Annotated in this window: 16 protein-coding genes; 8 read left to right on the forward strand and 8 right to left on the reverse strand. The window is 53.1% G+C overall.

Annotation, left to right across the window (positions count from 1 at the left end):
- Positions 1-16 precede the first annotated feature (16 nt).
- The 6 genes from V8F51_RS29340 to V8F51_RS29365 all read right to left on the reverse strand — a co-directional run bounded on the left by V8F51_RS29340 (position 17) and on the right by V8F51_RS29365 (position 3,942).
- Positions 17-313, reverse strand: a complete 297-nt coding sequence (locus tag V8F51_RS29340) for a transposase (RefSeq protein ID WP_337104062.1) — start codon at positions 311-313, stop codon at positions 17-19.
- A gap of 24 nt (positions 314-337) precedes the next feature.
- A complete protein-coding gene (locus V8F51_RS29345; RefSeq protein WP_337104063.1) occupies positions 338-481 on the reverse strand; it encodes a hypothetical protein in 144 nt (47 codons plus the stop codon).
- A 79-nt stretch (positions 482-560) separates the two neighbouring features.
- Entirely contained in the window at positions 561-923 is a 363-nt protein-coding gene (locus V8F51_RS29350; protein WP_337104064.1) for a hypothetical protein, read from the reverse strand.
- A 19-nt stretch (positions 924-942) separates the two neighbouring features.
- A complete protein-coding gene (locus V8F51_RS29355) occupies positions 943-1,548 on the reverse strand; it encodes a TVP38/TMEM64 family protein (RefSeq protein ID WP_337104065.1) in 606 nt (201 codons plus the stop codon).
- Positions 1,549-1,562: 14 nt separating this feature from the next.
- Complete coding sequence (locus V8F51_RS29360) at positions 1,563-2,756, reverse strand: MFS transporter (RefSeq protein WP_337104066.1); 1,194 nt, start codon at positions 2,754-2,756, stop codon at positions 1,563-1,565.
- Positions 2,757-2,772: 16 nt separating this feature from the next.
- Entirely contained in the window at positions 2,773-3,942 is a 1,170-nt protein-coding gene (locus V8F51_RS29365; RefSeq protein ID WP_337104067.1) for an MGDG synthase family glycosyltransferase, read from the reverse strand.
- 133 nt (positions 3,943-4,075) lie between these two features.
- Between V8F51_RS29365 and V8F51_RS29370 the strand changes: the two genes are divergently transcribed.
- A complete protein-coding gene (locus V8F51_RS29370; RefSeq protein ID WP_337104068.1) occupies positions 4,076-5,053 on the forward strand; it encodes an aldo/keto reductase in 978 nt (325 codons plus the stop codon).
- Positions 5,054-5,207: 154 nt separating this feature from the next.
- Here the strand turns inward: V8F51_RS29370 and ilvA are convergent, their stop codons facing one another.
- A complete protein-coding gene (gene ilvA, locus V8F51_RS29375) occupies positions 5,208-6,476 on the reverse strand; it encodes a threonine ammonia-lyase IlvA (RefSeq protein ID WP_337104069.1) in 1,269 nt (422 codons plus the stop codon).
- A 115-nt stretch (positions 6,477-6,591) separates the two neighbouring features.
- On the opposite strand from ilvA, the gene V8F51_RS29380 reads away from it, so the two are divergent.
- From V8F51_RS29380 to V8F51_RS29410, 7 genes are all read left to right on the forward strand, one after another.
- Entirely contained in the window at positions 6,592-7,155 is a 564-nt protein-coding gene (locus V8F51_RS29380; protein WP_337104070.1) for a hypothetical protein, read from the forward strand.
- Positions 7,156-7,356: 201 nt separating this feature from the next.
- Positions 7,357-7,539 carry a hypothetical protein gene (locus tag V8F51_RS29385; protein ID WP_337104071.1) on the forward strand — a complete coding sequence of 61 codons (183 nt, stop codon included), beginning with the start codon at positions 7,357-7,359 and terminating at the stop codon, positions 7,537-7,539.
- A gap of 59 nt (positions 7,540-7,598) precedes the next feature.
- A complete protein-coding gene (locus V8F51_RS29390) occupies positions 7,599-8,402 on the forward strand; it encodes a hypothetical protein (protein WP_337104072.1) in 804 nt (267 codons plus the stop codon).
- Positions 8,403-8,423: 21 nt separating this feature from the next.
- On the forward strand, positions 8,424-8,876 hold the full coding sequence (locus tag V8F51_RS29395) for a flavodoxin (protein WP_337104073.1): 453 nt from the start codon (positions 8,424-8,426) through the stop codon (positions 8,874-8,876).
- Between the two features lie 25 nt (positions 8,877-8,901).
- Positions 8,902-9,576 carry a hypothetical protein gene (locus tag V8F51_RS29400; protein WP_337104074.1) on the forward strand — a complete coding sequence of 225 codons (675 nt, stop codon included), beginning with the start codon at positions 8,902-8,904 and terminating at the stop codon, positions 9,574-9,576.
- Positions 9,577-9,727: 151 nt separating this feature from the next.
- Complete coding sequence (locus V8F51_RS29405; protein WP_337104075.1) at positions 9,728-10,579, forward strand: AraC family transcriptional regulator; 852 nt, start codon at positions 9,728-9,730, stop codon at positions 10,577-10,579.
- A gap of 76 nt (positions 10,580-10,655) precedes the next feature.
- Complete coding sequence (locus V8F51_RS29410) at positions 10,656-11,327, forward strand: SOS response-associated peptidase (protein ID WP_337104076.1); 672 nt, start codon at positions 10,656-10,658, stop codon at positions 11,325-11,327.
- Between the two features lie 489 nt (positions 11,328-11,816).
- On the opposite strand, the gene V8F51_RS29415 is transcribed toward V8F51_RS29410, so the two are convergent.
- Positions 11,817-12,501 (reverse strand): electron transfer flavoprotein subunit alpha/FixB family protein (locus tag V8F51_RS29415; RefSeq protein WP_337104077.1); only part of this gene is annotated, 685 nt, incomplete at its 5' end.

Here is a 12,501-nt window from a genome sequence, read left to right on the forward strand (position 1 = left end):
AGCCTGCTTCTTCTAGTTATTCTTCATCCGTCTTATTGCTGCCTTCATGACGACGCGGATGCTGCATATGAGCTTCTATGTCGTCGTCATCATCATGCGGTACCAGCCTAGGATCGGTCTTGCCTTGATGATGATTGCTAAAGTCAAGCTCAACCAGCTCCCACTCGGTCGTTCCAAGCATCTCGTCGGCGGGAAATACGTCGCCGCGCTTCATCTTCTCTTCGCGGCCCCATTCGTTCTTATAGACGCCGTCTACTTCGACCGGTTCGCCAGAGAGCGGATCCATTGCATTATGCTTCTCATTGTCGCTCATTGCCTCATACCTACCTTCCTATGATCAAAGTCCGTGCTTCGGCACTGCGGCGCGGTCGGCGGTCGATTGCTGTTCACTTGCAGCTTGCTTGCTGGCGAGATGGCGATCCGCTTTCGATTGCGCTTTGCTTGCAGCCAGTTGCTGATTGGACGGTTGTGTACCGGACATGGCGGTATCCTCCCTTCGACAGAAGATCATCAACAGTTTGCCACAAAAGGAGGAATTGTATGAGTGCAGTAAGGAAGGCTTAGAGCAAGCGGAGATCGCAGGAGGGACAGTGGACGTCGTTCTGAGTGACGGTCTCACCGCAAGCTGGGCAAGGCTCCGAGAAGGAAGCCGCGGGTTTCGCGAGAGGTGACAGTGATGAAGATGCGGAAGGCGAGGCGTCGCTCGGCGGGGCAGCTCGAAGATGAGCGGGCGTGCCGAATAACGTCTCGACCATCTCGCGTATTTCGGCATGCTTGTCCTCGCCGCTGGAAGCGATGCGTATGAAGAAGATCATCCCCGCAAGCAACAGGAACGCCACCAGCAGGACGATTGCCGTGGCGCCGAAGCCGAACCAGGAGAACAGAAGCTGCGTATGCAGTACCGCTGCTGCCAAGGTTGTCATTTTCGTTCACCTCAACTCATCAGTTAACTTGATAACGCGACTCCAACTTTTTGCCGCCGAACCACATAACGAGAACGGCCGTAATCGTAACGAATATGCGCCAAGGCTCATCGATTAGATTGCCGATATCGAAGCTAATTAGCGATATGCTGAAGATCATGACCGCTTTGCCGAGCAGCGTTGCGAGCATGAACGTCTTGAACGGCACATTGCTTATACCGGATACGACGGTAATGATAATGGAGGGCGTGAATGGGAAGCAAGCTAGCAGGAACAGCGGTGTGAAACCGCGATGTTCGACCCAAGTGAAGAAGCGCTCCGACTTCGGGAAGCGGCGCATGACCCAGCCTTTGAATCGTCTTCCGAGCTTGCGGCTAATCCAGAATACGCATAAAGCACCTGCCGCCGCGCCGATCCAGGAGAATAAGAAGCCGAAGCCAAGACCGTAAATATTGGCATTGGCGGCTACGATGACGATCAGCGGCAAGAAGGGCAGGAAGGACTCGAGCAACGGCAAGAGCAATCCGGGTAAGGGCCCCAGCTGAGAGTAGCTCTCCAGCGTTCGTTGAATTTGATCCAAATCCATATGTTTCAAATAATGCAGCCATTCCTGCCATTCATTCATAAGTTAACTCCGATCTACTTGTTTGTAGCAGTCCCGCCCGCCCGAAGACCATGGAACGGAAACCATAGGTAAAAGAGGCCGATAAGGCCGAACAGAACGGCGCTGAACCAAACGACTGACGTCTCGCCATTCCAAGTGGCAATCAGTCCTCCGGCTACTGGGCCAATCATGACGCCGATTCCTTCAACGGTGGACAGTATTCCCCAACCAAGCCCCTCTTGCTTCGGCGGCACATAAGCCGCAAGCAGCGCATTCCAGGAAGGGAGCACGGTGGCATAGGACAATCCGAGCGCCATTGCTATAAGTAAACAATACCAAAAGGATAGTCCCCATGCCAGCATGTACAATGCGAATGCGAAGAAACCGAAGCCGCACACGAGAAACCATTTCCTTCCGCCCAGCTTGTCCGACAGCTTGCCCATTGGAATAAGGCCGATGGCGGCGCAAGCGCCGCCGACTGTCAGCAGGACGGAATATTGCGCACCCGATATGCCGAGCCGGCTTTCCGCGAAAGCCGGCAATATCGGAACGAGCATGCTTGCCCCCATCGTCTGCAGGATCATGCCCGGCAGCAGCAGTTTCATTTGGCTCATTCTGCCCTTAAGCACGCCAAGCTGCTCGCGCATCGGCAGAAATTCGCGTTTCTGCGCGCGCTGCTTGCTCATGAACAAGGAAAGCAGGCAGGCGAGCACCGAGAGACTGACAAGCAGCGTGTACGTGAACGAAGAGCTGTAATCGAGCAAAATATTACAAACAATCGGTCCGCTTCCAAGGCCGACGAACCAAATCGTATACAGGAAGCCCATCTGCGTGCCGCGATTTCCTTCGGTCACTTTGGTGAGGCAGACGATCCAGATCGGCGACATGCCGATACCGTAGATGGCGGCCGCGCCAATGAACATCCAAGGCAGATCGGCGAATTGCAGCAGGTAGACGCCAATAAGCGATATGAAGAGTCCGACCTGAACGATGAGACGCATGGAGAATCGGTCCAGCAAATAGCCGATTGCAATCTTGAGCAGCGTGTCGGTAATGTAGTGAGCGGATATGGCGACGCCGATCACGTCAGGGGAGAGCCCAAGCGTCTTCGCTCCGTAGATCGGCAGCAGGCTGACAAGCACAGCGCCGCGGACGAATTCGACGAAGAACATAATGATGGAGATGAGAGTCATCTCCGCTCCAAACCAGCGGCTTTGTTTTGTAGGCACGGATAAGCTCCTTATATTACAAGATAGAAGCTCTGCCCACCATAGTATGTCTCGCCAAAATGTCCGAAACAATGCTGTCCGCTGCCGTTTGCGCCGTCTGAAGCTGTTCGATTAATATCCTGCTGTTAGTTAAACGTATCGGATCGTCAATCAGTTTCATAATTTGCGCGCAAAGCTCGGCTGGGTTGCGTGTTATAGTGGCAGCGCCCTTCGACGATAGGTACTTCGCATTCTGTTTCTCTTGTCCGGGAACCGGACGATAAACGAATATAGGCAGCCTGGCGGCAATCGCCTCGGACAGCGTGACGCCGCCGGGTTTCGTGACGATGCAGGAAGCAAGGGACATCAGCTCGTGAATCGTATCGATGAAGCCGAACACCTGCAGCCGGTCCGCCTCGGGGTGGAAGGCGAACTGTTCCAGCGCAGCGGCCCTGAGCTGCTCGTTGCGTCCGCAGACGAGCGCGATCTGCAACCTTGGATGCCGCAGCAGCAGGCTGCAGATGTCCCCGGTATCGGCAAGCGTGCCTTGCGCACCGGGCATCATTAGGATGACCGGGCGATCAGGGGAGAGGCCGTAACGGGCATACAGCATATCCGATGCGTCCAGCATGCGGAAGCTGCGTCGCAGCGGAATGCCGCTCACTTGCACACGGCTGCCTGGAATGCCGATATGACCAAGCTCGCGCTTCAAGTCATCCGTCGCGACATAATAGCGGTCAATGCTAGGATGCACCCAGCGGCGATGCAGATCGAAGTCGGTTATGACGGCGTAAGAGGGCGGGTGAAACACCGCCCGACGCCTGCGCGTAATGGGCGGAACGGCCAGCAGCGGGAACGTATGGATAACCGCGTCGGGCCGCTCGGCGGCGATGATCCGTCTTATTTTCTCACTGCCGAAAGAATGGAGCAGTCCGCCAAGCAGAGAGTCGTGCTTAATCGGCTTCGTAACGTCGTACATCCAGCCATAAAGAGAAGGCATGCGGGTATAGCTTTGTTGATAGAAGCGCCGTGTTACCTCGTTGAGCCAAGGGTGTGATTCGGCCATCAGGTCAATCATAGAGGAGCGATAATTGCCCCTTTCCTCGAGCGCGCCTTGGATGGCGCGGGACACCTGCAAATGTCCATCACCGTAAGAAGCGTATAGAATCAACAATTTAGGATGCCGATTATAGTCGAAACGAAGCATAGGCACACCTCCTGCCGATAGTGTAGCGGGCATTTGTCATCTCAGCGTGAACTACGGTTGGTTTCCTTTATATTATTTTTGTATAATGGATTTAATATCCGCCTATCTAAAATTTGAAGGAGCGATAACGAAGATGGAGTATACGAAGCTAGGTCGTTCAGGTCTAAACGTAAGCCGCTTATGTCTCGGTACGATGAACTTTGGAGTAGATACGGACGAGAAGGAATCATTCCGGATTATGGATGCCGCTTTGGAGGCGGGCATTAACTTTTTTGACACCGCTAACATTTATGGCTGGGGCGAAAACTCCGGGCGTACGGAAGAAATCATCGGACGCTGGTTCAAACAAGGCGACGGCAGACGCGAGCGCACCGTGCTTGCAACGAAAGTATATGGCGATATGCATGACGCCCATGACGGACCTAACCGCGAGGCGGGATTGTCCGCATACAAGATTCGCAGACATTTGGAGAGCTCTCTGAAGCGTCTCCAGACCGATCATATTGAGCTTTATCAAATGCATCACGTTGATCGCAGCGTGGATTGGAACGAGCTGTGGAGAGCGTTCGAGAACGCGGAAGCGCAAGGAAAGATTGGCTACGTAGGCTCAAGTAACTTCGCAGGCTGGGATATTGCAGTAGCCCAAGGAGAAGCGAAAGCGAGAGGTCATATCGGTCTTGTATCCGAGCAGCACAAGTACAATCTGCTATGCAGATTGCCTGAGCTTGAAGTGCTCCCGGCATCGCAGGCGCTTGGCCTCGGCGTAATCCCGTGGAGTCCGCTTGACGGCGGCTTGCTCGCCGGCAACCATCGCCGCAAGGACGGAGGGCGCCGCAGCGGCGACTCGAAGCGCCTGGACCAACATCGCGAGAAGCTTGACGCGTATGCCAAGTTCTGCGACGAGCTCGGCGAGCCGGAGGATCTTGTGTCGCTGGCGTGGCTGCTCGCGAACCCAGCCGTGACGGCTCCGATCATCGGGGTACGCACGCTCGACCAGTTCAAGCGCTCGTTGCGCGCGGTTGAGATTAAGCTCGACGAGTCGGCGCTGAAGCGCATCGACGAGATCTTCCCTGGCCCGGGCGGCGACGCGCCTCGCGCCTACGCCTGGTAGGAGAGCGGACTGGCGGTGCTGCATAGTGAAGGAATAGCATAAAAATATTACGCTATTCCTCTTCAAGCAGCCCCGAAACGTCGAATAGCGCAACAACTTTGCGCTATTAACAAAGCGCCCCCGCCGCAAGCCGGCAGGGGCGCTAAACTACCAATCAAATCAACAGATTAAACAAGACAGGGTCCTTGTTCAACTCGACGAACTGGAAGCCTTTGCGCGACATACGCTCCACGAGCGGGATATAGTCGTCGCGATGCTTCAGTTCAATACCGACGAGAGCGGGACCATTGTCCTTATTATGCTTCTTCGTGTACTCGAACCTAGTAATATCGTCATTTGGCCCAAGCACTTGGTCGAGAAACTCGCGCAACGCGCCGGCGCGCTGAGGGAAGCTCAACATGAAATAATGCTTCAAGCCTTCATAGATGAGCGAACGCTCCTTAATTTCTTGCATCCTATCGATATCGTTATTGCCGCCGCTTACAATGCATACAACCGTCTTACCCGCGATCTGATCGCGGAACGCTTCAAGCGCGGCAATCGGCAGTGCGCCGGCAGGCTCGGCAACGATTGCATTCTCGTTGTAGAGGTCGAGCATCGTCGTACATACTTTGCCTTCGGGAACAGCAACGACGTCATCAAGAAGTTCCTTGCATATCGCAAATGTGAGATCGCCTACCCGTTTGACGGCAGCGCCGTCTACGAACTTGTCGATTTGATCGAGCGGCGTAACTTCGCCATGGTCAAGCGAGACGCGAAGAGAAGGGGCGCCTTCGGGCTCGATGCCGATGATCTTCGTCGTAGGCGATACTATCTTAATATAAGAAGCGACACCCGCCGCCAAGCCGCCGCCGCCGACCGTTAAGAAGACGTAATCGGGAACCGAATCGGCAGCTTCCATAATCTCTTGGCCGATCGTACCGTTGCCTGCGATTATCTTGGCATCGTCGAACGGATGAACGAAGGACATACCGCTGCGCTCGCTTTCGGCGACCGCTTCTGCGTAAGCGTCATCGAACGTATCGCCGGTCAATATGACCTCGACCTGTGAACCGCCGAAGAAGGACACTTGGCTCACTTTCTGGCGCGGCGTAGTGCTTGGCATATAGATTTTGCCGGGAATACCGAGTGCCTGACAGGAATAAGCCACACCCTGAGCGTGATTGCCTGCGCTTGCACAGATAACGCCTTTCTCCAGTGTCTCAGGAGACAGGGAGCGGATAAGATGGTAAGCACCGCGTATTTTGAACGATCGGACGATCTGCAAATCCTCGCGTTTAAGCAGTAGGTTGCAGCCGTAACGCTCGGAGAGCACACGATTGTATTGCAGCGGCGTGCGTGTAATGACATCTTTCAAATGCATCTGGGCATGTACAATTTCTTCAAGTCCGATGCGGGGTGAAGGTTCAACGTGTTGACTCATGGCGTCCATCCTCTCGATCTGTATGAATATCCATAATTATCGGTCTATTATAGCACCTTCATTACCGAATGACCGCATTCTCTGCCCTAAGAAATTGACGAATAGGAGGCAAACCATGCGCAAAGCACTCAAAAGATTAGCTATCCTAATCGGTATCCTTATCCTGCTGCTCGCCTGCGGAGGCTGGTGGCTCGTATCCTACGTCGAGCCGGATGAGGCGCTCACGATGTCGTATGAGCCAATCAGTGTGAAGGACAAGGCGCTCGACATGATCAAGAAGCTGAAGCCTGAGCTTGTACTGACCGAAGCGGATATCAATAACTTGGTCAAAATGCATATGTCCGCATCCGCCGAGCCGCTTGCTCCGGATACAACGCTGGACGGCGCCGCTTTCGATTTGGAAGGCGATCGTCTGGTTGCGAAGCTTAACGTTACTTACAAGGATCGTGTGCCCGTGCAATTGCAGGCCGAATACAAACTGGAGTGGCAATCGCCGAACATCGTGCTTCGGCCTAGGGCGTTGACCGTCAAGGATATCCATTTGCCGCTGCGGATGCTAGAGACGCAAGTCATTCCGCTAGATTTGCCGCAGCAAGACGTTGTGACCTTACAGGATGTCCAGTTCACGGACGACCATATAAGTATTCTATTTAAGCTGCAGTTGAAGTTGAATTTATAATAATGATTCAAAGGAATAAATAGAAACCGCCCACATCTGTGGGCGGTTTCTATTTGGTTTAAAATACATGGTAGTTTCAGGGAGAAGATGCGGTGGATGTATTGACATCGGAACTGAGAATAGTTATCATAAATACGAAAGTGATAATCATTATCAACACAACGAAAGTTTGTTGCGTTAACCAGGCAGGAGGTTTCATGAGTGGGCTTGCTTTACGAGATGGTAACGAATAAACGGGAAATAAGCGTTTTGCTGCATGAGGAGAACCGAATTGCCGGAGACGAAGCAACAATTGCACGGACGCCAAAGGGAGAAGTATCCCTAGAGCATAAACGTGCAGATAACAATAATCCATTGACGCGGAGCGTATTCGCGGTTGAATAAATAATGTGAAGCAGCAACAGCACAACAAGCGAGCAACTGAGAATAAAGGAGAGAAACTTATGCAAACGGAAACGAGCAGGCCATGGAATTGGCTGCTGTTCCCCTTTTCATCGATCAAGGCAGGTCCTGACTTCTTGTACGCGGCTTCGGTTGGTCATGGGATCTATGCGATTGATGCTTCAGAGAAATGGGTGAAGTTAGGGAACGGAATGCCGGAAGGGACATCGGTTAATCGACTGCAATTGCAGCTCGACCTGCTTCATGCTTGCACAAGCGACGGCTTGTATGAATGGGATGGCAGCGAGTGGGTGAACGATGGTCTGACAATCCCCTGCTATCAATACCGTCTGATCGGCGGAACTTCCTATGCGGCAACGGAGTACGGGTTGTGGGCGAAAGGCGCCGGGGGCTGGGAGAAAGCAGCTTGTTCGGATAAGCGAGTGTATGATTTCATCAACTTACCTCAATATCTTGTTATTGCCCATGAGAGCGGTATTTCGCTATATGATCGCTTTATGGACGATTGGACGCATTTCGAGCTGGAGGCGAGCGTTACAAGCTTGGCCGTATATAGAGGTCATCTAATCGGAACGAGCGATAAAGGCGAGTTGTTAATCGGAGATAAAAAGGGGCGTTTCAATCGGATTCGCTTCGGTAAGCCGTTTATATTCTCTGTGCAAGCCAAAGGAAATGACATTTTTGTATGTACCGATAAGGGATTATTCCGACTTGCTTATATGAGACAGCAGGTGACGCTGCTCTCGGTGAAGCTGGGTTGCCCGGTTACGGATATTGATCTGCAGGGTGACAGTATTTATATGGCGACGTTGTTCCAAGGGATTCAAACGTTGAATAGAGGATAGTAAAAGACGGAGGCTGATAAGGTGCCAAAAGTATTAGTAGTATATGCAAGCATGACAGGCAACACGGAAGAAATGGCGGAAGCGATAGCCGCCGGGGCTGCCGAGGCAGGAGCAGAGGTCGTGTCGAAGGAGGCATTCGATGCTTCCGCTGCAGAGCTGCTTGAGTATGACGGTATTATTATCGGCGCATATACGTGGGGAGACGGAGAACTGCCCGACGAGTTCATCGATTTCTATGATGGAATGGAGGGACTTGATCTGTCAGGCAAGAAGGCTGCCGTATTCGGCTCAGGCGACACGTCATATCCGATCTACTGCGGAGCAGTCGATACGATCGAAGAGAAGCTTAAGGAGCTAGGAGCGGTCATCGTCGCTGAAAGCATCAAGTTCGAATATAACCCTTCGAACGAAGAATTAGAAGCGGGCAAGAGCGTCGGACGCCAGATCGCAGGCCTCGTTGCAGTTGCTGGTTAACTAGGGCAGAAGGGCGGCCGTTCCGATGAGTCAGACACATGAGGTATTACGGTTAGAGGATTACAAGCTGGAAGAGCTGCTTCGCAATCCTCGCCGCAACAGCGAGCGGGAGCGGGATGTGAACTGGCAGCAGTTGGCCCAATATGCGGCTAGCCATTGCGTGAACGAGTTCTACACACTGCCAATAGAAGCTCGAACAGAGCAGTCAATAGCGGCTATTATTGAGCGGCGGTGGAGTAATCGAAATTATAAATTTCATTCCAATGAGCATTTTTTGCAAACGAAGCAGCAAGTGATTTCGCAACTAGCAGCGTTTCTCACAGGAGAGAACCAAGCATGCGAACCGATCGTTTGCTTCGAGCAGTTTAGCGTCTATGTACCGTCTATAGACATGGAGCTCTCGCAAATTATTCAGCTTATTATCGAGGACAACAGTCGTGATTCGGCCGCGAACGGCTACAAGGTTCAAAAATTCGTTTTCGAAGCAAATGAAGCAACGGTCTCCACGTTCTTCCACATGACAACGGTGTTATGTGCGCATGCGTTCGAGTCGCTTCCAGCTTCAATTGAGATCTTGTCCTTGCATAATGGCAAAAGACACGCGTATCATCCCGATGAGGCAACTCTCTTGCAATCGCTAGACTATATGAGCCTGGCCAAAAGTTTGTTGCCTCTGATAGATACGGCACAAGTCAATTGAGGATACGAGAAGAAGAGCAGGTTGAGAACAATCCCGACGGGAAAACTCTTAACCTGCTTATTTGTTGTTTGTTATAGACAATTGAATCCGATTTCAAGTAACATGGCAGTAGTTGCTAGGGTCATATAAGAAGCTAATGGGAGAGATCAGGTTGACAGAGGAATTATTGCTAACATTTCGTTCGCCGCCGCTGCCATTTTTTATAGAATCGAATCGATTAACCTATCGAGTTGGCGAGGAGCATCCGAATCGTTCCAACTTAGGCGTATTTGATTTGTTATTTGTAAATGAGGGGTCGCTTCATGTAGCCGAAGAAAATCGCAGATGGACGCTAGGTCCGGGAGACGTGCTCATTTTGCGTCCCGATCGTTGGCATTATTCAACGAAGCCTTGCTCGGAAAATACGGTGTTTGACTGGGTTCATTTTCAGACAGTCGGCGCATGGGAAGAGACGGAGGGCAGTCAGTCGGGCTCGCTCCGAGGCGACTATTATACATATGCGATTAGGCTGCCGAAGCATATGAAGCTTACGTATCCGGATGAGGCCAAGGTTATATTCTCTCAGTTGCATGAGGCGGCCAAGAGTTCGTCGCATGGCGCATTCTGGGATCGTCAGCAACGGTTTCTGCATTTGCTGCAAATGCTTGACGAGGGCTGGCGCTCGGATGCGGCGAAGGCTGCTGTATCCGTCGCGGAGAGGGCTGCCGCATATTTGAAACTTAATTATCGCAATCCGATCAGCAATACGATGCTGAGCGAGGTGCTGCAGCTTCATACGAATTACATTACACGCTCGATGACTGAGGTGTTCGGCTGTACCCCGCAGCAATATTTGCTCTATTACCGATTGGATCAGGCTAAGCTGCTGCTCATTAAGACGGACTGGACGATCGCTCGCGTAGCGGAGGAAACGGGCTTCCGACAGACGCCGCATTTCTCGCGGCTCTTCGCTTCCAATACAGGCATGCCGCCGCTCAAGTTCCGCAAGCGATTCACGATGTAGAAGTTAACGACGTTCATGAATAATTTTCCTTCAGCTAACAAAAACTGGTTTCAACAACGCTGAAGGAGAGTGCGCGATGATTGAACGGTTTTCGTTAACGGGAGAAATTGGCGATATGGTGGAGATGTTTCAAGTAAGTAAAGTAGTTCGGGGGTATACGAATCGGTTCAACGTGTCGCCGACACAGAATGTGTCGATTGTGATGAATGATCGCTTTGGGAAACGTACGATGCAGGAGTCGAGATGGGGGCTATTTCCGTTCTGGGCGAAGGATTCGGTGAATGCCGATCATACGACGTTGTCTCAAAAGCCGTTTTTGGACCGGATGCTTCGCAAGCAGCGCTGCGTCCTGCCATGCAGCGGCTTCTTCGGCCGCAAGCAAATCGGGCAGGAGCGAGACCCCCGGGCGATGCATGTTGTCCTCCCGAATCAACCGGTATTCGGCGTCGCTGCTATATATGATTCGTGGAAGGATGCGAGAGGACAAGAGGTTCGCGCCTTCACCATCATTACCGCGGCTTCTTCGGGCGCAATGTCGGTATGGCAGCCCCGCGTTCCCGTTATTTTAGATGAAGAAGGGATCGAAGATTGGCTCGATCCGAAGCTGACGGAATTCGCCGGCTTACGCAAGCATTTGGAAGCAATGGATACCTATCTGATGCGCGCCTACCCCGTCACTAACGCGGTCCACGACGAATGGTTCGAGTCACCCGACTGCATCCGGGAAATCCGAATCGATTACGCATAAACAAACGAGCGAACGATAAGAAATATGAAACGGCAATCTAGCTGTTCCTTGTATGAAAGCCAGAGCTCAATCCGAGCCGGCATCTCAAGGGAATACCTAGCTTTGCCGTTTTTTTGTTCTGTAGAGCGAAATTGAAGGAAGCTTTAAAAATCGGCTTTATCGCATTCTCCCGTCAGGTCAGGAAGAAGGTAAAGCTATAAATCGGCATTAGCACACTCTCCCTTTAGATCAGGACGAACATTAGAAGGGGAGATGAAGATGAGATGCGGAGCAGGCTGGCGGATGGTTTCTGAGTAAAGGGGAGAGTGTGATAAACGGATGAAAACATATAGTTGGCCAAGCATAGGGAGCAGGGGGGAGTCGTGTGAAAGGTGAGGTTAAGAGGGAAGTACGAGAGAAAGAGGGGACACTCTCCCTTCCAGCTCAAGAAAATTGATATTTCCTGAGTAGAGGGGAGAGTGTGCTAAAGGGATTAAAAGGTGTTGATGTTTATGCGCGAGCGCGTTGGAGCTCGGCGGTTAGCAGCGGGACGACCTCGAAGAGGTCGCCTACGATGCCGTAGTCGGCGACGCCGAAGATGGGCGCGTCGGGGTCTTTGTTGATGGCGACGATGACGCGCGACTGGCTCATGCCGGCCAGGTGCTGGATGGCGCCGCTGATGCCGCAGGCGATATAGAGCTGCGGCGTGACGACTTTGCCGGTCTGCCCAATTTGCTGGGCATAGTCGCAATAGCCTGCGTCGCAGGCGCCGCGGGAGGCACCGACCGCGCCGCCGAGCACGGACGCGAGCGCATGCAGCGGCTCGAAGCCCGCCGTGCTGCGCACGCCTCGCCCGCCGGAAACGACGACGTCGGCTTCGGCGAGATCGAGCTGGCCGCTCGTGCGGCGGACGAGTCCGCGCACGGCGGTATAAAGCGGCGGCACCGTGAAGGGGAGTTCCTTCACGGCAGCCGTATGGCCAGCGGCCGATTCCAGCGGCTCGGCCGCAGGCAGGTTGTTCGGGCGGACCGTGATGACCCACGGTCTGCCCGGCACGAAGCTGCGCCGCTCGAACGCCTTGCCGGCGTAGAGCGGGCGGATGAAGCCGACGTCGCCGCCATCGAAGGAAGCCTCGATGGCGGTGACGTCGGCGATGTGGCCGGCGCCAAGGGCCGCGGCCACGCGGGGCGCGAGC

Origin of the sequence: Paenibacillus sp. YIM B09110 (genome assembly GCF_037167145.1) — a bacterium.
Taxonomy (GTDB): domain Bacteria; phylum Bacillota; class Bacilli; order Paenibacillales; family Paenibacillaceae; genus Pristimantibacillus.

Excerpts from the sequence above, each read along its gene's own strand:
- V8F51_RS29355 (WP_337104065.1), bottom strand. The coding sequence starts at position 1,548 with ATGAATGAATGGCAGGAATGGCTGCATTATTTGAAACATATGGATTTG.
- V8F51_RS29390 (WP_337104072.1), top strand. The coding sequence starts at position 7,599 with ATGCAAACGGAAACGAGCAGGCCATGGAATTGGCTGCTGTTCCCCTTT.
- V8F51_RS29410 (WP_337104076.1), top strand. The coding sequence starts at position 10,656 with ATGATTGAACGGTTTTCGTTAACGGGAGAAATTGGCGATATGGTGGAG.
- V8F51_RS29365 (WP_337104067.1), bottom strand. The coding sequence starts at position 3,942 with ATGCTTCGTTTCGACTATAATCGGCATCCTAAATTGTTGATTCTATAC.
- V8F51_RS29345 (WP_337104063.1), bottom strand. The coding sequence starts at position 481 with ATGTCCGGTACACAACCGTCCAATCAGCAACTGGCTGCAAGCAAAGCG.
- ilvA (WP_337104069.1), bottom strand. The coding sequence starts at position 6,476 with ATGAGTCAACACGTTGAACCTTCACCCCGCATCGGACTTGAAGAAATT.
- V8F51_RS29340 (WP_337104062.1), bottom strand. The coding sequence starts at position 313 with ATGAGCGACAATGAGAAGCATAATGCAATGGATCCGCTCTCTGGCGAA.
- V8F51_RS29350 (WP_337104064.1), bottom strand. The coding sequence starts at position 923 with ATGACAACCTTGGCAGCAGCGGTACTGCATACGCAGCTTCTGTTCTCC.
- V8F51_RS29400 (WP_337104074.1), top strand. The coding sequence starts at position 8,902 with ATGAGTCAGACACATGAGGTATTACGGTTAGAGGATTACAAGCTGGAA.
- V8F51_RS29380 (WP_337104070.1), top strand. The coding sequence starts at position 6,592 with ATGCGCAAAGCACTCAAAAGATTAGCTATCCTAATCGGTATCCTTATC.
- V8F51_RS29370 (WP_337104068.1), top strand. The coding sequence starts at position 4,076 with ATGGAGTATACGAAGCTAGGTCGTTCAGGTCTAAACGTAAGCCGCTTA.